Source organism: Stenotrophomonas sp. YJH_SMC_94-11 (assembly GCF_059370435.1).
Map to the genome: position 1 here is coordinate 750,316 of NZ_JCAFTR010000001.1, position 20,383 is coordinate 770,698.

Genomic DNA, 20,383 nt, shown 5'->3' on the forward strand with positions numbered 1-20,383 from the left:
TGCGCGGCGCGCGCCCGCAGGTGCAGCGCTGATGCGCTGGCTCTGGTTCGCGCTGGGCTGGCTGATGGTCGGCCTCGGGGTGATCGGCGCATTGCTGCCAGTCATGCCGACCACCATCTTCCTGATCCTCGCGGTGGGCTGCTTCGCGCGCAGCTCGCCGAAGTTCGAGCAGCGCCTGCTGGCGCATCCACGCTACGGCCCGTCGCTGCGGCTGTGGCGCGAGCAGGGTGCCGTGTCGGGCAAGGGCAAGGCGTTTGCCAGCGCAGGCATGGCGGCGGGCTTTGCCCTGTTCTGCTGGGGCGCGCATCCGTCGTGGCGCCTGTTGCTCGGCGTGGGCCTGTTCTTTGCCGCCAGCGCCGGTTACGTGCTCAGCCGGCCGGCACCGCGACCGGAGCCCAATCCGGTCGTGGAAGTGGACGACGCCAACGATCCTCGCGCGGCCCGCCGCCGCCCGAGGTGGCGACCCGGTGAACGTGATGGTGCCCGTGTGGTTCTTCCTGCGCGGGCGGTGACCGCCATCGGGGTCAGAACCCTTTCCGCAGGAAAGGGTTCTGGCCCCGTCGAGCCTGCCATCCACGCGTCGCGTGGATCTACAGCAGCGGCACCAGCAGCAGCGCCACGATGTTGATGATCTTGATCAGCGGATTGATTGCCGGGCCGGCGGTGTCCTTGTACGGGTCACCGACGGTATCGCCGGTCACCGCAGCCTTGTGCGCTTCGCTGCCCTTGCCACCGAAGTGGCCATCCTCGATGTATTTCTTGGCGTTGTCCCAGGCGCCGCCGCCGGTGGTCATCGAGATGGCCACGAACAGGCCGGTGACGATCGTGCCGATCAGCAGGCCGCCCAGTGCGCGCGGCCCCAGCAGCAGGCCGACCACCACCGGCACGGCGACCGGCAACAGCGAGGGCACGATCATTTCGCGGATCGCCGAGCGGGTCAGCATGTCCACCGCCTTGTCGTACTGCGGCTTGCCGGTGCCCTGCATGATGCCGGGAATCTCGCGGAACTGGCGGCGCACTTCTTCCACCACTGCGCCCGCCGCGCGGCCGACCGCTTCCATCGCCATCGCACCGAACAGGTAGGGAATCAGGCCGCCGATCAACAGGCCGATGATCACCGTGTGGTCGCTGAGATCGAAGCGGAACTCCTGGCCGGGATTGGCTGCCTGCAGGTTGTGGGTGTAGTCGGCGAACAGCACCAGTGCCGCCAGCGCCGCCGAGCCGATCGCATAGCCCTTGGTCACGGCCTTGGTGGTGTTGCCCACCGCATCCAGCGGGTCGGTGATGTCGCGGATCTCCGAAGGCAGCTCGGCCATTTCGGCGATGCCACCGGCGTTGTCGGTGATCGGGCCGTAGGCATCGAGGGCGACGATCATCCCTGCCATCGACAGCATCGCGGTGGCGGCGATGGCGATGCCGTACAGGCCGCCCAGCGCGAATGCACCCCAGATCGCCGCACACACCGCCACCACCGGCAGCGCGGTCGACTTCATAGAAATGCCGAGTCCTGCGATGATGTTGGTGCCGTGGCCGGTGGTCGAGGCCTGCGCCACGTGCTGCACCGGCTTGTACTGGGTGCCGGTGTAGTACTCGGTGATCCACACGATCAGGCCGGTCAGGACCAGGCCGATCAGCGCGCAGCCATACAGCGCCATCGGTCCATGCACGTTGTCGGACATCAGTCCGGTGGTGATCGGGTAGAAGGCGATGGCGGCCAGCACGCCGGAAACGATCACGCCCTTGTACAGCGCGCCCATGATCGAGCCGCCTGGCTTCACCTTGACGAACAGCGCGCCGATGATCGAAGCGATGATCGACACGCCGCCCAGTACCAGCGGATACAGCACCGCGTTGGCACCGGCTTCGGCCAGCATCAGGCTGCCCAGCAGCATGGTGGCGATCACGGTCACCGCGTAGGTCTCGAACAGGTCGGCCGCCATGCCGGCGCAGTCGCCGACGTTGTCACCGACGTTGTCGGCGATCACCGCCGGGTTGCGCGGATCGTCCTCGGGAATGCCGGCTTCGACCTTGCCGACCAGGTCGGCACCCACGTCGGCGCCCTTGGTGAAGATGCCGCCGCCCAGGCGCGCGAAGATCGAGATCAGCGAGGAGCCGAAGGCCAGGCCGACCAGCGCGTGCAGCGCCTGTTCCATCGGCAGGCCCATGCGCAGCAGCAGTGCGTAGTAGCCGGCCACGCCCAGCAGGCCCAGCCCGACCACCAGCATGCCGGTGATCGCGCCGCCGCGGAAGGCGACGTCCATCGCCGCGCTGATGCCGTTGCGCGCCGCCTCTGCGGTACGCACGTTGGCGCGTACCGACACGTTCATGCCGATGTAGCCGGCGGCGCCGGACAGCACCGCGCCGACTGCAAAACCAATCGCGGTGTACCAGCTGAGGAAGATGCCGACCAGCACGAACAGCACCACGCCGGCGATGCCGATGGTCAGGTACTGGCGGTTGAGATAGGCACGCGCACCTTCCTGGATCGCGGTGGCGATCGCGATCATGCGTGCATTGCCGGTGGGTTGGCGCAGGATCCAGCGCGCCGAGACGATTCCGAACAGGATCGCGAGAATGGCGCAGCCCAGCGCCAGTGACAGCCCGTGACGTTCCAGCATTAGACCCCTCCGCAGAATGGATGTAGGCATCCAGTGGCGATGAACGGCACCACGAGGGGGACGACGGGCTGCAGCCTGGAACCAACCCGTACCGACCTTGGTGGTCGTCCGACGTATGGCGGTGTTCAGCATTCCCTGGTGCCCGCAGTATGCGGGCCGCCAGTTGTAGAGTCGAGCCATGCTCGACCGGCTCCTGGGAGCCGCGGCGCATGCCGTCGGGCCCTGGGCATGATTCGCGAGCCAACGGCCTTTGCACCCCGTTAAGGCAGCCTCTGCAAGCCTGCGCACAGCCCCGTAGGAGATCCCCCATGCGCCTGTCCCTGTTGATGCTTGCCGCCCTGGTCCCGGCCGCACCGGCCTTCGCTGCGGAAACGCCGGAACTGCAGCGTGCGGTCGGGGCGCCGCAGGCGGTGGGCGCGGTGCATACGCTGCGGCAGATCCCCGAGGCCTGCGCGCGGCTGGAAGGTGCGTTCACCGGTGATGCCGCCGCGCCATATCGCTTCTCCGCCGTCCGGACCAGCGAGCAATGCCAGCCACGCGCGCGCTTCGTCGATTACACCAAGGCGCAGCCGAGTGCCGACAAGGGCTGGAAGCTCAATGATGTGATCCGCGTGCCCAACGCGGCGTGCCCGGCGCAGCAGGCGGTGGTGCGGGTGTGGCGCCTGCCGTCGAGCCACAAGGTCGAGCTGGACGGGCAGGGCCAATCGCGCATTTACCTGGAGGAGGCGAAGAAGCAGGCCGCCGCCGGCCAGATTCCGCAGGTGACGATGTTCGCCGCGCAGCTGCAGATGGAAGGCAAGGCCTGCAATTGAAGTCGCGTGGGTGGTGCACCCGTGCCGTCATCCACGGCCGACATCCGGCTGATCAATCCGCCAGCATTGCCCCGCGCGCCACCAGCAGCTCGCGCAATGCCCTGCGGTGGCAGTGCGCTTCATCCTCGCAGTAGCAGCCCACGCTGATGTCGCTGTGTTGCGACATCGCGGCCAGAAGGTCCAGCGCGTGGGCGGCATCGGGCGCCTTCATCTCGGCCTTGTAATGGCGGAAGAAGGCGGTCCAATCGGCCGCCGTCGTTGCCTCATGTGCCCGCTTCACCAGCTCCGCGCTGGGTGACAGCGTAGGAAACCAGACGTCGTACCAGTCATGTCGGGCGAACTCGCTGCGCGGCACGCCGCGCGGTGGGCGCCGAACGGTGCCGATGCGCAGTCCCTCGCCGGGTTGGCGCGGCGTACCGAGTCGGACAACACGCAGTGCCATGATGATCTCCATGAAAAGGGGACGGAGGGGATTAAGTCGTATCCGACCCACTGCTGATGCTGTTGGAGATGACAGAGGGGCCTATGCGACTTAATCCCCTCCGTCCCCTTTTTCAGGTCAGCCTTCGAAGGCCGGCAGTTTCTGCTTCACCGCTACGTTCTTCAGGGTGACGTACTTCGGCAGGCCATCGGTGCCATAGGGAAGCGGTGCTTCGCCCTTGATCAATGGTGACAGGTAGGCGCGCGCCCTGGCCGTGATGCCGAAGCCATCGCGGCGGATGAAACCAGCCGGCATCTTCTTCTCGTGGTTGGCGATCTTCGACAGCGGCGCCGCTTCGATCTTCCAGCGATAGGGCGCATCGCTGCTGCGCACGATCACCGGCATCACGCCATTCTGGCCCTTCAGTGCCAGCTGCACCGCGGCCTTGCCCACCGCCTGCGCCTGCTCCCAGTCGGTCTTGCTGGCCAGGTGGCGGGCCGAGCGCTGCAGGTAATCGGGCAGTGCCCAGTGCACCTTCAGGCCCAGCTGATCCTTGACCCGGCCGGCCAGGTGCGCCGCCACGCCGCCGAGCTGCGAATGACCGAACGAGTCCTTGCCACCGCCGGCATCGGCAACGAAGCGGCCATCGGCGGTTGCAATGCCTTCCGACGCCACCACCACGCAGTAGCCGACGCGCTCGACCACGGCTTTCACCTTGGCCAGGAACGTGGCCTCGTCGTAGGCGCGCTCGGGCAGCAGGATGATGTGCGGCGCTTCGTCATCACCGTTGCCGGCCAGGCCGGCGGCGGCGGCCAGCCAGCCGGCGTGGCGGCCCATCGCTTCGTAGATGAAGACACGGGTGGACGTTTCGGCCATCGCCGCCACGTCCAGTGCTGCTTCGCGCACCGAGACCGCGGTGTACTTGGCCGCTGACCCGAAGCCGGGGCAGGTATCGGTAACGGCAAGGTCGTTGTCGATGGTCTTGGGCACGCCGATACAGGTCAGGTCGTAGCCGGAGGCCTTGGCCAGCTGCGAGACCTTCAGTGCGGTGTCGGCCGAGTCGTTGCCGCCGTTGTAGAGGAACCAGCGCACGTCGTGGGCCTGCAGCACCTCCAGCAGGCGGTCATAGCGGGCGCGGTCGGCATCCAGCGATTTCAGCTTGACCCGGCACGAGCCGAAGGCGCCGCCCGGGGTATGGGCGAGGGCGCGGATCGCGGCGGCACTCTCCCTGCTGGTGTCGATCAGCTCCTCGCGCAGCGCGCCGAGGATGCCGTTGCGGGCCGCCAGGACCTTGATGCCATTGGCCCGGGCCTGCTCGATCACCGCTGCCGCCGTGGCATTGATGACGGCGGTGACACCGCCGGACTGGGCATAAAGGAGAGTACCGTTGCGCATGCTTCTACCTGCTCGGGGGAGGGGACATTGCAGGGACATTACCCGGATGCGGTAAAGTGGCGCTATTGCGGTGCAGCGATACCGGACCGTCCGGGACGCGAACCTTCTTTGTTTTCAACACGTTGGAGTCAGGTCAATGCGATTGGTTCTGTTGGGACCGCCCGGTTCGGGCAAGGGGACACAGGCGACGCGCCTGAAGGAAAAGCTGGGGATCGCCCACATTTCGACCGGTGACATGCTGCGCGCGGAAATCGCCGCCGGCACGGAGCTGGGCAAGCAGGCCAAGACGGTGATGGATGCCGGCAACCTGGTGTCGGACGACATCCTGCTGGGCATGCTGGAGTCGCGCCTGACCCAGGCTGATGTCGCCAAGGGCTTCATCCTCGATGGCTACCCGCGCAATGTGGCCCAGGCCAATGCGATGGATGGCCTGCTGGCCAAGATCGGCCAGCCGCTGGACGCGGTGGTGCAGCTGGATGTGCCCACCGAGCTGTTGGTGGACCGCATCGCCGGCCGCGCCAAGGAGCAGGGCCGCGCCGATGACAACCCGGAAGCGGTGCGCCAGCGCCTGCAGGTCTACAACGACCAGACCGCCCCGGTGGTCGATTTCTACGCCGGCCGTGGCACCCTGGCCCGCGTCGATGGCGTCGGTGAGCTGGACGAGATCGAAGCCCGCATCCTGGCAGCGATCAAGGCCTGATCCGGCGGGGCCGGCATGCGTCCGGTCCTTCAGGCGCAAAAAACACAGGCCTGGTCCGCGAGGATCAGGCCTGTGTCGTTTGATAGGCGCCAGCGAAGGGCTTGCTCAGGGCCCCGCAGCATGAGCTCCCTTGGGGATGGCCTCTTGGGGAGTAGGACCGGTTCGGGTACTGCGGCTGGCAGTTCGAATTGTGTCCGGGTTCACAGAACATCGCTATCGGGAATTCCCTGACAGCTGATTGGAGTTTTCTCACATCCCGTGTAGGGGTTGTCTTACCCGATAGCGGACATTGGCCCTATACAGCCGTCATCGGTCACAATCCTCGGTCATGAGCAGCGTACATATCCTTGCAATTGCCGGCACCTTCATGGGCGGCGTGGCCGCCCTGGCGCGGGAACTTGGGCATTCCGTCAGCGGCAGCGACCAGGCCATCTACCCGCCGATGTCGACCCAGCTCGAACAGCTGGGCATCACGCTGGACCAGGGCTACCGTGCCGACAGCGTGCCGGCCGGTACCGACGAGGTGGTGATCGGCAACGCGCTGTCGCGCGGCAATGCCGCCGTGGAAGCCGTGCTCGATGCCGGCCAGCGCTATATCTCCGGCGCGCAGTGGCTGTCCGAGCAGGTGCTGCCGGGCCGCGACACGCTGGCCGTGGCCGGTACCCACGGCAAGACCACCACCACCACCATCCTCACCTGGCTGCTGGAAAGTGCAGGGCGCTCGCCGGGCTTCCTGATCGGCGGTGTCGCCGAGGATTTCGGTGTCTCCGCCCGCCTGGGCCAGGGGCGCGAGTTCGTGGTCGAAGCCGATGAGTACGACACGGCCTTCTTCGACAAGCGCAGCAAGTTCGTGCACTACCGGCCGCTGGTGGCCATCCTCAACAACCTTGAGTACGACCACGCCGACATCTTCCCGGACGTGGCCGCGATCCAGCGCCAGTTCCACCATCTGGTGCGTACCGTACCCGCACGTGGGCGGCTGATCGTCAACGGCGAGGATCAGTACCTTGCCGAAGTGCTGGCGATGGGCTGCTGGACCCCGGTCGAGCGCTTCGGATTCGATCCGTCGCTGGAATGGCATGCCGAGCTGCTGGCCGCTGATGGCAGCGCCTTCCGCGTGCACCATCGTGGGCAGGCGCTGGGTGATGTGCAGTGGTCGCTGCTGGGCCGCCACAACGTGCTCAATGGATTGGCCGCGCTGGCCGCCGCGCATGCAGTGGGCGTGGCACCCGCCCAGGTTATTCCGGCGCTGGCACGCTTCCGCAGCGTCAAGCGCCGCATGGAAGTGATCGGCAGCCATGACGGCATCACCGTCTACGACGATTTCGCCCACCATCCGACTGCGATCGCCACCACGCTGGAGGGCCTGCGTTCCAAGGTGGGTGATGCGCGCATCGTGGTCGCGATGGAGCCGCGCAGCAACTCGATGCGGCTGGGCGCACATGCGCAGGCGCTGGCTCCCTCGTTGGCGCTGGCCGATGAAGTGGTGTTCCTGCATCGCCCGGAACTGGCCTGGGATGCTGCGGCGGTGATCGCCGCGGTGCGTGGCGAAGCCCACGCGGTGCCCGATACCGACGCATTGCTGGCGCAGCTGCAGGCCAGCGCGCGCAGCGGCGACCACGTAATATTCATGTCCAACGGTGGCTTCGACGGTGCCCCGCGCCGCTTCCTCGCCGCGCTGCAGGCCCGATGAGCGGCGACGGCTCGCTGCCGCTGTTCCCGCTGCACACCGCGCTGGTACCGGGTGCAGCGGTAGGCCTGCGCGTGTTCGAGCGGCGCTATCTGGACCTGGTCCGCGACAGCGGCCGCAGTGGTGAGGGATTTGGTGTCTGCCTGATCCTCGAGGGTGAGGAGGTCGGCGCACCGGCGACACCGGCGGCCTTTGGCGTGCAGGTACGCATCGAAGACTTCGATGTCGGCGCCGACGGCGTGCTGCAGCTGCGCCTGCGCGGCACCCGTCGCTTCCATGTCGAGCGCACCCGCGTGCGCGACAACGGCCTGGTGGTGGCTGATGTGCGCTGGTGCGAGGAAGACCCCGATGACGAACTGCGGCCGCAGCATGCACTGCTGGCCACGGTGCTGGGGCACATCATCGAGCAGGCCGGCGAGGCCTATGCGCCGGCCAATCCGGCGCTGCTGGACCAGGCCAGCTGGGTCGGCTGGCGGCTGGCCGAGCTGCTGCCGCTGAGCGAGCAGCAGCGCCTTCAGCTGCTGCAGATGGACGATCCGCACCAGCGATTGCAGCAGCTGCTGGGCTGGATGCCGTAGAAGCCATCCACGCATGGCGTGGATCTGCTGTAGAGCCGAGCCTATGCTCGGCTTGATGGATCCCGCGAAGAGCAGCCGAGCATGGGCTCGGCTCTACACTGGGTGATCGCGACCGGTACCGGTCAGGGCGTGGTGGTCTTCAACCGCAGCACCGGCAACCCGGTTTCGCTGTGCACGTCCTCGCGCTGCGGCAGGTCCTGCACGGCGTCCTTTACGGCATTCAATGCCGGGTCGACGCCACGCAGCGGGTGCCACATGCCGATCCACTCGAAATGGCGTTCGTAGCGCAGGGTCTGTGCACTGCCCAGCCACAGCGGCGTGTTGCCCGGCTGCAACTGCGCAGGGGCCGGCCACAGGCGCAGTACGTAGCGCTCATCACGGTGTGTACCCGGGCGTACCATCAACAGCGCTTCCACGCGGGTTTCCAGCGTCGCCGGCAGCACCGGCAGTTCATCGGCGCCAGTGTTCTTGTCCAGCATCAGCAGCGCCTGCTGCCAGCCGGCCTGCTCCTGCCGCTTCCAGCCGCGCGCTTCCAGTTGCGCCTGCAGCGGTGCCAGTGGACCGGCCACCTGTACGTCCAGCGGCCAGCGCTGGTCGTCATCGAACTCGTTGCGGCGCGCCGGCAGTGTCGCCCAGTCGTGCTGCCACCAGGCCTGCGTGTCCATTGCCTGCGGGGCCGGCAAGGTCGGCTCGAAGCGTTCCAGCTTCACCGGGATGTTGCGCGGTGCGTACCACATCGCGGCGACGGCGAAGACGCCGTAGAACAGCCATGCCACCGGCTTCACCCAGAACGAGCGGTTGAAGCGGCGGCGGTAGGCGATGCCCAGCACCAGCAGCCAGAACGTGCCGAACAGCATGCCGCCGATCACATCGCTCAGCCAATGCGCGCCCAGGTACAGGCGCGAGAAGCCGATCAGGCTGACCACGATGCCCGACACCAGGTACGGCCAGACGCGGGTACGGCCGGGCATCTCGCGGGCGATCAGCACCGCGAAGAAGCCGAAGGTGATGGTGGCCATCGTCACCGACACCGACGGGAAGCCGAAGCCGCTGCTGGCGTCGACCGGGCGCACAACATCGACGGTAGCGCCGAGCAGCATGGTCAGCGCCAGGCCGAAAGCCAGCGCGGCCAGCCAGTGCGCGGCTGCCATCCAGCGCCGGCGCCAGACCAGGTAGCCCATCGCCGCCGCCGTGGCCGGCAGCAGCACCTGCCAGGCGCCCAGCGACGCCAGCGCGGCCATCGGGTAATCGGCCAGCGGGTTGCGCAGGGCCAGCATTGCCTGGTGTACCAGCAGGTCGATCGCCAGTGGCTCGCCATGCGCGACCACCACGGTCAGCAGCGCGAACCAGCCCCAGCCCAGCACCAGCAGCATCAGCGCCAGCATCGCCAGCGGCACCGACTCGCGCCGCTTCGGGTCCAGCACGCCGACGGTGTAGCGGCCCAGCGTCGGATGGCGGTTGGACCAGTCGAGCAGGCGTGCCAGCCAGTTGTCCATGCGCGCGGCCGACCAGCGGTAGCCGTACAGCACGATGGCCCAGACCAGGCCAAGGATCACCGCCAGCAGGCCGACCACCACCACCAGCCGACCGGCTACTGCGGCCACCGCGTCATAGGCCTCGCCAAGAATCCAGCCGGGGGCCAGGAACAGCACCGCCCATGAAATGCTGGCGATACCACTGGCCTGTACATAGCGGCTGGCTGGCATCTTCATCATGCCCGCGATGGCCGGCACGAACGGCCGGATCGCGCCGACGTAGCGTGCCACCAGAATGCTCTTGAACGCGTTGCGGCGGAACAGGTTCTCGCCGCGGTCGAGCAGCTGCGGGTAACGGCTGAACGGCCACACGCCACGCAGGCGGTCGCCCCAGCGGCGCCCGATCCAGTAACTGATGCCATCGCCGGCGAATGCGCCCAGTGCGGCCGCCGCCACCGCGTACGGTCCGGAGATCTGGCCCAGGCCGATGAACACGCCTACCGCAAACAGCAGCGGCAGCGCCGGCACGATGGCGCCGAGAATGATCACCGCATCGCAGAAGGCGATGAGGAAGATAACGGCACCCGCCAGCACGGGGTGAGCGGCAATCCACGCAAGCGTGGCGTCGATCCATGAAGAGTCCATTGCCCGATTATAGGGGCGTGAAGGTGACTGGTTCCCAGCCGCTTGGTGACCGTTTGCAACCGGCGCCATCGCCTAGAATGGGCCCATGCCGCATACGCCAGACACGCCACCACATGCTTTGAAGGCCGACAGCTTCGGTCGCATCCTCCGTGTGGAAGGGCCTGCCGGCCCCTTCGTACGCCGTGACCTGGGCGCCACGCCGCTGTGGTTGCGCCTGCCGGCCTGGTGGCTGGCCCGCCGCGAAGCGCGCGCGCTGCGCCATATCCATGGCATGGCCGACGTGCCGCAGCTGCTGGCGTGGAATGGGCATCATCTCGACCGCAGTTTCATGGCCGGCGACGCCATGTACCAGCGCCCACCGCGTGGCGACCTGGCCTGGTTCCGCGCCGCGCGTCGGCTGCTGCAGCAGCTGCATCGGCGCGGCGTGGCCCACAACGACCTGGCCAAGGAAGCCAACTGGCTGGTGACCGAAGACGGCCGCCCGGCATTGATCGACTTCCAGCTGGCAGTGATCGGCAACCCGCGCTCGCGCTGGATGCGCCTGCTGGCCCGCGAGGACCTGCGCCACCTGCTCAAGCACAAGCGCATGTACTGCCGTGAGTCGCTCACCCCAGTGGAAAAGCGCGTGCTCAAGCGCACCTCGTGGGTGCGCGAACTGTGGTTCGCCACGGGCAAGCCGGTCTACCGCTTCGTTACCCGTCGCATCCTGCATTGGGAAGACAACGAGGGGCAGGGGCCCAAGCCGTGAGTCCACTGCAGGTAGTGACCGGCCCACCGAGTGCGGGCAGCGTCCTGCGCCCACAGCTGGCCGGTGCCGACTTCGTGCACGCCTGCCAGGCAACAACCCATCGTGATGGGCGCTCGGCCTTGCAGGCCTATCGCGATATGGCCGCGACCATTCCCGGCTGGTTCGATGGGCTGATGGCGCTGCGCAATCGCGGCATGCGCCTGCTCGGCATGAAGCACCTGGGCTCGTTGCGCGCGGTGCAGGATGTTGCGGATCCTCAACCCGGGCAGCGACTGGGCATCTTCACCCTGCAGTCGCTCAGTGACGATGCCATCGTGCTGGAAGACGACGACCGCCACCTGCGTGTGCAGCTGGCCCTGCAGTGGAAGGGCGACGTGCTGGAAGTGGCGACCGTGGTGCATACGCACAACGCGTTCGGGCGCATGTACATGCTGCCGGTTGCGCCGGTGCATCAGCTGATCGTGCCGCATCTGCTGAGGAAGCAGGCGCAGGCGTACCGGTAGATCCACGCGATGCGTGGATGCGCCGGGCAGAACCGTATTGTAGAGCCGAGCCATGCTCGGCTGCATTCAATCAGCCGAGCATGGCTCGGCTCTACAGAGGCCGGCGACCTTACGGCGTTGCCGGCACTACCTGCTGGCCGATGAAGTTGCGCTTGGCATCGAAGTCGTAGGCGATCTGCAGCTGGCCTACATCCGGGCAGGCGTGGCAGTCACGCAGCGGCGTGCGGTACAGCAGGCGGATGCCGCCGTTCTCCAGCGGCGTGGCCCCGGCCGACTGCGCCGGTGCGAACGGCGTGGCCTGCGGGTGGTCCTTCAGCAGGGCCTGCACGGCGGGGTCGGCACGCAGGGTGTCGTCCAGCTGCACGGCATCCACATCGATGCGCTTGCCGGTGGCGTCGACCAGGCGGGTGCCCTCGTTGGTGTTGGCGCGGAACGGATACTCGACCGTGGCAATGCCCAGGCCTTCGTTCTCGTGCCAGGCCGTCACGTAGGCCAGCTCGCCGCCAGTGGACAACTGTTCGGCGGCAGCAATGGCATCGGCGCTTGCGCCACCAGCGCGCATCGCATCGCGCAGGCACTCCCGCGTGGCTGCATTCCCGCCCTGGCGGCAGGCGTTGAGGTCGCCATCCCACACCACTGCCTCGCTCCAGCGCAGTTTGCCGTCTGCGGCGGCTTTCTCCGCGCTGGGCGTGTCACCGGCCGACGGTTCCTTGCCGGGTTCCGGCGAACGGCCCTGGCAGGCGGTCAGCAGGGCAAGCCCCAGGGCAGGCAGCAACAGGCGGGAACGGCGCATGGCGTGGACCTCGTGCGTTGACTGGAGGCGCCAGTATCGTCAAGGCCGGGTGAACTCCACGTCGGCGCGGCATACTAGCGGCTCATTGCATACGCTGGAGTGTGGAACGTGGGCAGTCTGCAGGGCAAAACGCTTTTCATCACGGGTGCCTCGCGTGGCATCGGCCTGGCCATCGCACTGCGCGCTGCGCGTGACGGGGCGAACGTGGCCATTGCGGCCAAGTCGGCGGTGCCGAACCCGAAGCTGCCAGGTACCATCCACAGCGCGGCCGAGGCCGTTACCGCCGCCGGTGGCCAAGGGCTGGCGCTGAAGTGCGATATCCGCGAGGAAGAGCAGGTGCAGGCCGCGGTTGCGGCCACGGTCGACACCTTTGGGGGCATCGACATCCTGATCAACAACGCCAGCGCGATCTGGCTGCGTGGCACGCTGGATACGCCGATGAAACGCTTCGACCTGATGCAGCAGGTCAATTCGCGTGGCAGCTTCCTGTGTGCGCAGGCCTGCCTGCCGTACCTGCTGCAGGCGCCGAACCCGCACATCCTGACCCTGGCACCGCCGCCGAGCCTGGAACCGAAGTGGTGGGGCGCGCATACCGGCTACACGCTGGCGAAGATGGGCATGAGCTTCGTCACGCTCGGCCTGGCCGCGGAATTCGGCCCGCAGGGTGTGGCGGTGAACGCGCTGTGGCCGCGCACGGTGATCGCCACCGATGCGATCAACATGATTCCGGGCGTCGATGCGGCCGGCTGCCGTACGCCGCAGATCATGGCCGACGCCGCGCATGCGGTGCTGGTGCGCGAAGCGGCGGGCTTCAATGGCCAGTTCCTGATCGACGATGAAGTGCTGGCACAGGCCGGCGTCAGCGATCTGTCCGGCTATGCCGTGGACCCGTCGCGGTCGTTGTTGCCGGATCTGTTCCTGGACTGAGTGCTACGTTGTGCAAGGGCCGAGGGCTGCGGCCCTCGGCCTGCTGCGCTAGAATACAGGGCTGTAACCGTTTTCAACAGGGATGTGAACACATGTCACGTACGCTTTCCGTCGCGGCGCTGGCCGCTTCGCTGTCGCTTGTACTGGCCGCCTGCGGTGGCAAGGCTCCTGCAACCGCTGGCGACGCCGGCGCCTCGGGCAAGCCGGAGGCCAACACGGTGCCGTCCGACGCACAGCAGCAGTTGACTGCGAAGCTCAACGCCTACATCGGCTGCTTCAACGCGCTTGATTCGAAGACGCACGACAGCCTCCAGTCCTATACGCGCTGGATCAAGGACGTCGAGGCCGGCCCGACCGGGCGCGAGACACAGGTGTACGGCCCGTTCGAGATCAGCGATTACGACATGAAGCAGTGCGATGGCCCGGTGACCGAGGCGATGGCTGCCAAGCCGGCGCTGGCCGAACTCGATGCTGCTGCCAGCCATTATCAGCAGGCGCTGAAGGCGCTGGTGCCGATCAGCAAGGAGGCGCACGACTACTACGATCGCCAGGACTACGAAGACGACCAGTTTGCCAAGGGCAAGCAACTGCACGCGCCCTTGATGGCCGCATTCAAGGACTTCCTGGCTGCCAGCGCAACGTTCAACGCCGAGCTGGAGCGCCAGAATGACGCTGCCCAGCGCGAGCAGCTCAAGGTATTGGAACAGGCCGAGGGGCGAACGCGCGAGTACTACCGTCTGGCGATGATGCTGGAAGCCAAAGCGATCGTGGAGCTGATGAGCGAGGACGACTTTGATCCGGCCAAAGCGCGTGAACGACTCGACGCCTTCAACCGTATTTCCGACGAGGCGCATGCCAAGGTGGCCGATCAGGAGCCGGGCAAGCTGGACTGGAACAGCTTCGAGCGCGAAGCCGAGAACTTCCGTCGGGAAGGCAAGGAGCGGCTGCAGCGGGTCAGCAGCAAGACGCCCTACAGCGATTTCGAACGGCGCATGCTGGATTCGCCCTCGATGGCGCCACGCGGCTCGGCCAGCAAGCTGATGCAGGAATACAACTCGCTGGTTTTCCAGAGCAACCGCCAGTAAGCGGGAAGCTCAACGCTTCATTTTTGTCGCGATTGAGCAGGTAGATTGCGGCATGACACACCCTGCAGCCCCGAATACCAGCACCTTGCCGAGGTGCTGGAGCACGCGCTCGCGCCATGCATGACGATGCCTGCAGTTTTCAATTGTGCAAGGAACTGATTTGAACGCATCCACACGCCTGATTCCTGTTCTCCTGCTCTGCGCGCTGGCCGGCTGCAACAACCCGGCCGGGCTGGCTGTCGCCGATCCCGGGTTGGAAAAGGTGAACGCCTATATCGAGTGCTACAACGGCGTCGAACAGCCCATCCACGAGGGTTTCCAGACCTACACCGGTTGGATGAAGGATCCCGAAGCCGGTCCAACCGGCAAGGAAGCGCAGCCGCGCTCACCTGGCAAGGTGTTGTCGCACCGGGTCGAGTACTGCGGCCAGCCGTTGAGCGAGGCGCTGGCAAAGACCCCGGCGACGTCGCTGGATGCGCCCGCGCGGCAGTACCAGCAGGCGTTCCTGGCGCTGAACACCCTGATCGAGCGCGCCGATGGCTATTTCACCCGCGAGGACTATCGTCGCGATGGTGGTGAAGGGATGCGCAGCCAGCATGCCCCGCTGATGCAGGCCTATGCTGATTTCTTCAAGGCCAGCGAGGCGATGGATGCGGCGCTGGAAAAGAACGAGAACGATCGCCGCGCCGCCCAGCTGAAGCAGATCGAGGAAAGCGAAGGCCGCTCGCTGGCGTACTACCACCTGCGCCTTGTCGGCGATGGCAAGCAGCTGGCGATGGCGTTCCAGGGCGAGGCACCGGACGTTGCGGTGTTGCGCGGCCAACTGGCCGACTATCAGGCGCTGGTGACGGAAATCCAGAACGGTGGTGTCGGCAAGGACGACCCGATGTGGGGCCATGTGCAGCGCTCGGCCGACAAGCTGGTGCGTACCGCCGGGCGCGGACTCGAGCGCCTGGAACAGGGCAAGCCGATCACCGCCGATGCGCTGGCCGCCGAGCGCAAGGCGTCGGGCAGCTGGCTCACAACCGACCCTGAAGGCGCACAGTCGACGATTCTGGATGCCTACAACGACCTGGTAACCACCAGCAACCGGATGCGTTGAGGGCGATCCACCAGGGCGTGGATCTGCCCACGGTAGCGCCGGCCCATGCCCGGCGCGCACCCTGTTGGTCCGGTAGTGCCGGGCGTTGGCCGGCATGTGCCTCAATGGCTGAACGCATCCGGCAGCGGGCCGCCACACTTGCGGCAGTGCCGCGCATCGGGTTCATGCCCCTCCAGCCCGCAATGCGGGCAGCCGCGGGCATCGCGGCGCGCGGCCAGTTCGGCTTCGCGCATGGTGCTGGCCAGTTCGGCGGTGTAGATGCCGGTCGGCACGGCGATGATGCTGTAGCCGATCAGGATCAGCACCGAGGTGACGAAGCGGCCAAGCACGGTCTGCGGCACGATGTCGCCGAAGCCGACCGTGGCCATGGTCACCACCGCCCAGTACATGCTGGCCGGGATATTGGTGAAGCCGTGTTCGGGGCCCTCGATCACGTACATCAGCGCCCCGGCGATGATGGTGATGGTGATCACCGTGAACAGGAACACCAGCACCTTGCGCCGGCTGCGCCACAGCGACGTCATCAGGACGCCGCTTTCCTCGATGTAGCGGGTCAGCTTGAGGATGCGGAACACGCGCAGGATGCGCAGCGCACGCACCACCAGCAGGCTCTGCGCGCCGGGGATGAACATCGAGAGGTAGGCGGGCAGGATCGACAGCAGGTCGATGATGCCCCAGATGCTTACCGCGTAGCGCAGCGGGCGCTTGACCACCGCCAGCCGCAGCAGGTACTCGGCGGTGAAGATGATGGTGAAGCCCCATTCCAGGATGTACAGGCCGGTGGACCACTCGGCATGCAGGTGCTGCACGCTGTCGATCATCACCACCAGGATGCTGGCGACGATCGCCACCACCAGGATCAGGTCGAAGTTGCGCGAGGGCCGCGAGTCATGGCGGTAGATGATGTCGAACCACCGACGGCGCCAGCCGGTCTCGGTGGCGGGGTTCAGCTGGGGGGCGGAAAACGGTCGCATGGGCGCATTGTGCCGCAGGGGTTCCGGCGCGAGAATGGGCATTCCTGAATCCTGCCGACTGCCATGACCGCCGCGACCGATCCGCTGATCTCCCTTTCGCACTATTACCTGCCGGTCTACAAGCCCCGCCAGGTGGTACTGGAGCGAGGCCAGGGCGCCCGCGTGTGGGACAGCCAGGGGCGTGAGTTCATCGACCTGGCTGCGGGTATCGCGGTGTGTGGCCTGGGCCACAACGATCCGGACCTGGTGGCGGCGCTGGTCGAGCAGGCCGGCAAGCTCTGGCACACCAGCAATGTGTTCTACAGCGCGCCGCCGCTGCACCTGGCCGAGGAACTGGTGAAGGCCAGCCGCTTTGCCGAGCGCGTGTTCCTGTGCAACTCCGGCGCCGAAGCCAACGAAGTGGCGATCAAGATGGTCCGCAAGTGGGCCTCCAGCCAGGGCCGTCCCGCCGACAAGCGGGTGATCATCACTTTCCGTGGCAGCTTCCACGGCCGCACGATGGGCGCGGTGACCGCTACCGCCCAGCCGAAGTACCAGGAAGGCTACGAGCCGCTGCCTGGCGGCTTCCGCTACATCGATTTCAACGATGAGGTGCAGCTGGAAACCGCGATGGCCGCCGGCGACGTGGCGGCGGTGATGCTGGAGCCGATCCAGGGCGAGGGCGGCGTGATGCCGGCCAAGTCCGGTTTCCTCAAGCGCGTGCGCGAGCTGTGCGACCAGCACAACGCACTGCTGGTGCTGGACGAGATCCAGGCCGGCATGGGCCGTACCGGCACGCTGTTCGCGCACTGGCAGGATGATGTGGTGCCGGACATGGTCACCCTGGCCAAGGCACTCGGTGGCGGCTTCCCGATCGGCGCGATGCTGGCCGGCCCGAAGGTGGCCGAGACCATGCAGTTCGGCGCGCACGGCACCACCTTCGGCGGCAACCCGCTGGCCGCTGCGGTGGCCCGCGTGGCACTGCGCAAGCTGGCCTCGGCGGAGATCGCCGCCAATGTCAGCCGCCAGTCGAAGGCGCTGCGCGATGGCTTTGCCCGCATCAACGACGAGTTCGGTGTGTTCAGCGACGTGCGTGGCCGCGGCCTGATGCTGGGCGCGGTGCTGGGCAAGGACTTTGCCGGCCAGGCCGGGGCGATCCTCGACCATGCCGCCGAGCACGGCCTGCTGACCCTGCAGGCCGGTCCGGACGTGTTGCGCTTCGTGCCGTCGCTGAACATCACCGACGAAGAAGTGGCCGAAGGGCTCAAGCGCCTGCGCGCAGCGATTGCTGCGTTCATTGCCGCGCGCTGAAGCCCCGGCGCTGGGGTCGGAGCCCTCTCTGCGGAGAGGGCTCTGACCCCGATCAGCCCACCGCGTAACGCTTCAACACCTTGCCCAGCCCTCGGCCATCGCGCACGGTTTCCGCGTGCAGGCCGGCGGCGCGTGCGCCGCGCACATTGGCGAACAGGTCATCGACGAACAGCGTGCGCGAAGGCGCCACGCCGAGGGCCTCAAGCGTGCGCAGGAAGACCTCCGGTGCGGGTTTGCGCAGGCCGAAATCGGCGCTGCAGAACACGCGTCCCTGCAGCGCAGGGAACAGTTCCGGCAGCAGGATGGGCAGCGCCTGCACCATCAGCGCGCCATTGTTGGTCAGTACCGCCAGTGGCAGCTGCAGGACCTGCAGCCGCTGCAGCACCGCGTGCTGCGGATGGCTGGCCGCCTGGCGTGCGGCGATCCAGCTGGGTACATCGACGGTCCTGCCCAGGCACTCCCCCAGCCGCGCCAGATAGGCCGGACCCTGCAGCGTGCCGTTGTCATGCGCCGCTTCCAGTCCGCTGTCGAACAGCGCCGCCTGCACTGCGGCAGGGGTAACGTCCAGTACCTGCGCCAGGTGCAGCACGCGCTGCGCGCGCTGGTACTGCACCAGCACGCCATCCACATCCAGCAGCAACAGATCGATCCGCATCGGCCGAGCATGCCATTGCAGTGAACACTCGGGAAACCCTGGAGCAGCCATGCGACAGACGGTCGCAGACGCGGCCGCAGTGGCCTGCCTAGAATGGCGCTTGAATCCGCAGGAGAGGCAACGATGAAGGCTTGGTGGGTGGCAGTGGGACTGGGCGCGCTGATGCTGGCGCCGTCGGCGATGGCGCGGGTGTGTGCAGTGAGCATCGACAGCACCGACCAGATGAGCTTCAGCACTCGCGAGATCAAGCTTGCCGCCGACTGCACTGCCGTGGACCTGACCCTGCGCCACACCGGCAAGCTGGCCGCTACCGCGATGGGCCATAACTGGGTGCTGACCCGCACTGCCGATTACCAGCCGGTGGCACTGGCAGGCATGCGCATGACCCTGGCCGACAGCTACCTGCCGAAGGCTGACAAGCGCGTGCTGGCGCACACCAAAGTAATTGGTGGTGGCGAGACCACGCGCGTGCGCTTTTCCACCCAGGGCCTGCAGAAGGGCGGTGACTACACCTTCTTCTGCTCGTTCCCCGGTCACTTCGCGATGATGAAGGGCAAGTTCGTCTTCGGTTGAAAAAAGGGGACGGAGGGGATCAAGTCGTTTGTGCATAAACGACTTAATCCCCTCCGTCCCCTTTTTGTGCCAACCAAGGTTGGCACCTACCAGAGGGTGTCTCAGCCCTTGGCGGCCTTGAATGCTACGCGTGCGGCGGCGAGGGTGGCCTCGATCACGGCATCGTCGTGCGCGCTGGACAGGAAACCGGCCTCGTACGCCGACGGCGCCAGGAACACGCCCTGGTCCAGCATCGCGTGGAAGAAGCGGTTGAACGCCGGGATGTCACAGGCAGTGGCCTGCACATAGGTCTCCACCTGCTCGCTGGTGAAGAACAGGCCGAACATCGCGCCCACGTGCGTGGTGGTCACGGCCACGCCGGCTTCGGCGGCGGCCGCTTCCAGGCCGGCGCACAGGCGTGCGGTGCGCTCGGCCAGGTCGGCGTGGAAGCCCGGCTGCTGGATCAGCTCCAGCATCGCCAGGCCAGCGGCCATCGCCACCGGGTTGCCGCTCAACGTGCCGGCCTGGTAGATCGGGCCGGCCGGGGCGATCTGCTGCATGAGCTCGCGGCGACCGCCGTAGGCGCCCACCGGCATGCCGCCGCCGATGATCTTGCCGAAGGTGGTCAGGTCCGGGGTGATGCCGTAGTGCCCCTGCGCACCGCCGAGGGCAACGCGGAAGCCGGTCATCACTTCGTCGAAGATCAGCAGCGCGCCGTGTTTCGTGCACAGTTCGCGCAGGTGCTGCAGGTAGCCCTCGCGCGGCGGGATGCAGTTGGCGTTGCCGACCACCGGTTCGATGATCAGGCCGGCGATGTCATCGCCCTGCTGCTCGAACAGCGCAGTGGCCGCTTCGAAGTCGTTGTAGGGCAGGGTCAGGGTCAGTTCGCTCAGCCCGGCCGGGACGCCCGGCGAGGTCGGCACGCCCAGGGTCAGCATGCCGCTGCCGGCCTTGACCAGGAACGAGTCGCCGTGGCCGTGGTAGCAGCCTTCGAACTTTACGATGCGGTTGCGGCCGGTGGCGCCACGCGCCAGCCGGATCGCCGACAGGGTGGCCTCGGTGCCGGAGTTGACCATGCGCACCATCTCGCACGACGGCACCAGGCGGGTGATGGTCTCGGCCATGGTGACTTCCGCCGCGCATGGCGCGCCGAACGACAGGCCGTTGTCGATCGCCTTCTTCACCGCCTGGCGTACCGCCGGATGGTTGTGGCCGACGATCATCGGGCCCCAGGAGCCGACGTAGTCGATGTAGCGGTTGCCATCGACGTCGTACAGGTAGGCACCGTCGGCGCGTTCAACGAAGAACGGCTCGCCGCCGACCGACTTGAACGCGCGCACCGGCGAATTGACGCCGCCCGGCAACAGCTGCTGGGCGCGGGAGAACAGGGCGTGGGACTGGTCGTGGTTCATGGGCTTTC

Annotated in this window: 19 protein-coding genes and 1 pseudogene; 12 read left to right on the top strand and 8 right to left on the bottom strand. The window is 67.0% G+C overall.

Annotation, left to right across the window (positions count from 1 at the left end):
- Positions 1-31 precede the first annotated feature (31 nt).
- A pseudogene (locus AC5P74_RS03350) lies at positions 32-484 on the top strand (YbaN family protein); the annotation flags it as partial.
- 106 nt (positions 485-590) lie between these two features.
- Here the strand turns inward: AC5P74_RS03350 and AC5P74_RS03355 are convergent.
- The gene (locus AC5P74_RS03355) at positions 591-2,618 is read right to left on the bottom strand and encodes a sodium-translocating pyrophosphatase (protein ID WP_065185342.1); all 2,028 of its coding nucleotides are present in this window, start codon (positions 2,616-2,618) and stop codon (positions 591-593) included.
- Between the two features lie 308 nt (positions 2,619-2,926).
- Here AC5P74_RS03355 and AC5P74_RS03360 point away from each other — a divergent pair, with 308 nt between their 5' ends.
- Positions 2,927-3,430, top strand: coding sequence for a hypothetical protein (locus AC5P74_RS03360; protein WP_061480501.1), 504 nt, complete (start codon positions 2,927-2,929; stop codon positions 3,428-3,430).
- 52 nt (positions 3,431-3,482) lie between these two features.
- On the opposite strand, the gene AC5P74_RS03365 is transcribed toward AC5P74_RS03360, so the two are convergent.
- The gene (locus AC5P74_RS03365; RefSeq protein ID WP_495204797.1) at positions 3,483-3,872 is read right to left on the bottom strand and encodes a DUF488 domain-containing protein; all 390 of its coding nucleotides are present in this window, start codon (positions 3,870-3,872) and stop codon (positions 3,483-3,485) included.
- Positions 3,873-3,989: 117 nt separating this feature from the next.
- Positions 3,990-5,246 carry a 6-phosphofructokinase gene (locus AC5P74_RS03370; RefSeq protein ID WP_346607705.1) on the bottom strand — a complete coding sequence of 419 codons (1,257 nt, stop codon included), beginning with the start codon at positions 5,244-5,246 and terminating at the stop codon, positions 3,990-3,992.
- A gap of 136 nt (positions 5,247-5,382) precedes the next feature.
- On the opposite strand from AC5P74_RS03370, the gene AC5P74_RS03375 reads away from it, so the two are divergent.
- The 3 genes from AC5P74_RS03375 (at position 5,383) to AC5P74_RS03385 (ending at position 8,214) form a co-directional block, all read left to right on the top strand.
- A complete protein-coding gene (locus tag AC5P74_RS03375; protein ID WP_005419045.1) occupies positions 5,383-5,946 on the top strand; it encodes an adenylate kinase in 564 nt (187 codons plus the stop codon).
- Positions 5,947-6,274: 328 nt separating this feature from the next.
- Positions 6,275-7,639, top strand: a complete 1,365-nt coding sequence (gene mpl / locus AC5P74_RS03380) for a UDP-N-acetylmuramate:L-alanyl-gamma-D-glutamyl-meso-diaminopimelate ligase (protein ID WP_069139256.1) — start codon at positions 6,275-6,277, stop codon at positions 7,637-7,639.
- On the top strand, positions 7,636-8,214 hold the full coding sequence (locus tag AC5P74_RS03385; protein WP_005419042.1) for an LON peptidase substrate-binding domain-containing protein: 579 nt from the start codon (positions 7,636-7,638) through the stop codon (positions 8,212-8,214). The genes mpl and AC5P74_RS03385 overlap by 4 nt, the downstream gene beginning before the upstream one ends.
- 122 nt (positions 8,215-8,336) lie before the next feature.
- Here AC5P74_RS03385 and AC5P74_RS03390 read toward each other — a convergent pair whose 3' ends face one another.
- A complete protein-coding gene (locus tag AC5P74_RS03390) occupies positions 8,337-10,334 on the bottom strand; it encodes a bifunctional DedA family/phosphatase PAP2 family protein (protein WP_032954490.1) in 1,998 nt (665 codons plus the stop codon).
- 85 nt (positions 10,335-10,419) lie between these two features.
- On the opposite strand from AC5P74_RS03390, the gene AC5P74_RS03395 reads away from it, so the two are divergent.
- Both AC5P74_RS03395 and AC5P74_RS03400 read left to right on the top strand, forming a co-directional pair.
- Complete coding sequence (locus tag AC5P74_RS03395; RefSeq protein WP_049413709.1) at positions 10,420-11,082, top strand: serine/threonine-protein kinase; 663 nt, start codon at positions 10,420-10,422, stop codon at positions 11,080-11,082.
- Complete coding sequence (locus AC5P74_RS03400) at positions 11,079-11,585, top strand: DUF2867 domain-containing protein (protein ID WP_053497486.1); 507 nt, start codon at positions 11,079-11,081, stop codon at positions 11,583-11,585. The genes AC5P74_RS03395 and AC5P74_RS03400 overlap by 4 nt, the downstream gene beginning before the upstream one ends.
- Before the next feature lie 109 nt (positions 11,586-11,694).
- Here the strand turns inward: AC5P74_RS03400 and AC5P74_RS03405 are convergent, their stop codons facing one another.
- A complete protein-coding gene (locus AC5P74_RS03405) occupies positions 11,695-12,378 on the bottom strand; it encodes a hypothetical protein (protein WP_005419028.1) in 684 nt (227 codons plus the stop codon).
- A gap of 108 nt (positions 12,379-12,486) precedes the next feature.
- Between AC5P74_RS03405 and AC5P74_RS03410 the strand changes: the two genes are divergently transcribed.
- The 3 genes from AC5P74_RS03410 to AC5P74_RS03420 all read left to right on the top strand — a co-directional run bounded on the left by AC5P74_RS03410 (position 12,487) and on the right by AC5P74_RS03420 (position 15,492).
- Positions 12,487-13,305 (top strand): SDR family oxidoreductase, encoded by an 819-nt coding sequence (locus AC5P74_RS03410; RefSeq protein ID WP_053497484.1) that lies wholly within the window; start codon positions 12,487-12,489, stop codon positions 13,303-13,305.
- A gap of 92 nt (positions 13,306-13,397) precedes the next feature.
- Positions 13,398-14,390, top strand: a complete 993-nt coding sequence (locus AC5P74_RS03415) for a YiiG family protein (RefSeq protein WP_206620353.1) — start codon at positions 13,398-13,400, stop codon at positions 14,388-14,390.
- A gap of 160 nt (positions 14,391-14,550) precedes the next feature.
- Positions 14,551-15,492 carry a YiiG family protein gene (locus tag AC5P74_RS03420; protein ID WP_346607707.1) on the top strand — a complete coding sequence of 314 codons (942 nt, stop codon included), beginning with the start codon at positions 14,551-14,553 and terminating at the stop codon, positions 15,490-15,492.
- A 101-nt stretch (positions 15,493-15,593) separates the two neighbouring features.
- On the opposite strand, the gene AC5P74_RS03425 is transcribed toward AC5P74_RS03420, so the two are convergent.
- Positions 15,594-16,466, bottom strand: coding sequence for an ion transporter (locus AC5P74_RS03425; protein ID WP_053497527.1), 873 nt, complete (start codon positions 16,464-16,466; stop codon positions 15,594-15,596).
- 63 nt (positions 16,467-16,529) lie between these two features.
- Between AC5P74_RS03425 and AC5P74_RS03430 the strand changes: the two genes are divergently transcribed.
- Complete coding sequence (locus AC5P74_RS03430) at positions 16,530-17,756, top strand: acetylornithine transaminase (RefSeq protein WP_053497478.1); 1,227 nt, start codon at positions 16,530-16,532, stop codon at positions 17,754-17,756.
- A 52-nt stretch (positions 17,757-17,808) separates the two neighbouring features.
- Here AC5P74_RS03430 and AC5P74_RS03435 read toward each other — a convergent pair whose 3' ends face one another.
- Complete coding sequence (locus tag AC5P74_RS03435) at positions 17,809-18,411, bottom strand: HAD-IA family hydrolase (protein ID WP_005419017.1); 603 nt, start codon at positions 18,409-18,411, stop codon at positions 17,809-17,811.
- 123 nt (positions 18,412-18,534) lie between these two features.
- Here AC5P74_RS03435 and azu point away from each other — a divergent pair, with 123 nt between their 5' ends.
- The gene (gene azu, locus AC5P74_RS03440) at positions 18,535-18,984 is read left to right on the top strand and encodes an azurin (protein WP_005419015.1); all 450 of its coding nucleotides are present in this window, start codon (positions 18,535-18,537) and stop codon (positions 18,982-18,984) included.
- Positions 18,985-19,085: 101 nt separating this feature from the next.
- Here the strand turns inward: azu and hemL are convergent, their stop codons facing one another.
- Positions 19,086-20,375 (bottom strand): glutamate-1-semialdehyde 2,1-aminomutase, encoded by a 1,290-nt coding sequence (hemL, locus tag AC5P74_RS03445; RefSeq protein WP_346607709.1) that lies wholly within the window; start codon positions 20,373-20,375, stop codon positions 19,086-19,088.
- Between the last annotated feature and the right edge of the window lie 8 nt (positions 20,376-20,383).

Bases quoted from the DNA above. Each gene is read 5' to 3' on its own strand.
- AC5P74_RS03355 (WP_065185342.1), bottom strand. From the start codon at position 2,618: ATGCTGGAACGTCACGGGCTGTCACTGGCGCTGGGCTGCGCCATTCTC.
- AC5P74_RS03360 (WP_061480501.1), top strand. From the start codon at position 2,927: ATGCGCCTGTCCCTGTTGATGCTTGCCGCCCTGGTCCCGGCCGCACCG.
- AC5P74_RS03365 (WP_495204797.1), bottom strand. From the start codon at position 3,872: ATGGCACTGCGTGTTGTCCGACTCGGTACGCCGCGCCAACCCGGCGAG.
- AC5P74_RS03370 (WP_346607705.1), bottom strand. From the start codon at position 5,246: ATGCGCAACGGTACTCTCCTTTATGCCCAGTCCGGCGGTGTCACCGCC.
- AC5P74_RS03375 (WP_005419045.1), top strand. From the start codon at position 5,383: ATGCGATTGGTTCTGTTGGGACCGCCCGGTTCGGGCAAGGGGACACAG.
- mpl (WP_069139256.1), top strand. From the start codon at position 6,275: ATGAGCAGCGTACATATCCTTGCAATTGCCGGCACCTTCATGGGCGGC.
- AC5P74_RS03385 (WP_005419042.1), top strand. From the start codon at position 7,636: ATGAGCGGCGACGGCTCGCTGCCGCTGTTCCCGCTGCACACCGCGCTG.
- AC5P74_RS03390 (WP_032954490.1), bottom strand. From the start codon at position 10,334: ATGGACTCTTCATGGATCGACGCCACGCTTGCGTGGATTGCCGCTCAC.
- AC5P74_RS03395 (WP_049413709.1), top strand. From the start codon at position 10,420: ATGCCGCATACGCCAGACACGCCACCACATGCTTTGAAGGCCGACAGC.
- AC5P74_RS03405 (WP_005419028.1), bottom strand. From the start codon at position 12,378: ATGCGCCGTTCCCGCCTGTTGCTGCCTGCCCTGGGGCTTGCCCTGCTG.
- AC5P74_RS03415 (WP_206620353.1), top strand. From the start codon at position 13,398: ATGTCACGTACGCTTTCCGTCGCGGCGCTGGCCGCTTCGCTGTCGCTT.
- AC5P74_RS03425 (WP_053497527.1), bottom strand. From the start codon at position 16,466: ATGCGACCGTTTTCCGCCCCCCAGCTGAACCCCGCCACCGAGACCGGC.
- AC5P74_RS03430 (WP_053497478.1), top strand. From the start codon at position 16,530: ATGACCGCCGCGACCGATCCGCTGATCTCCCTTTCGCACTATTACCTG.
- AC5P74_RS03435 (WP_005419017.1), bottom strand. From the start codon at position 18,411: ATGCGGATCGATCTGTTGCTGCTGGATGTGGATGGCGTGCTGGTGCAG.
- azu (WP_005419015.1), top strand. From the start codon at position 18,535: ATGAAGGCTTGGTGGGTGGCAGTGGGACTGGGCGCGCTGATGCTGGCG.
- hemL (WP_346607709.1), bottom strand. From the start codon at position 20,375: ATGAACCACGACCAGTCCCACGCCCTGTTCTCCCGCGCCCAGCAGCTG.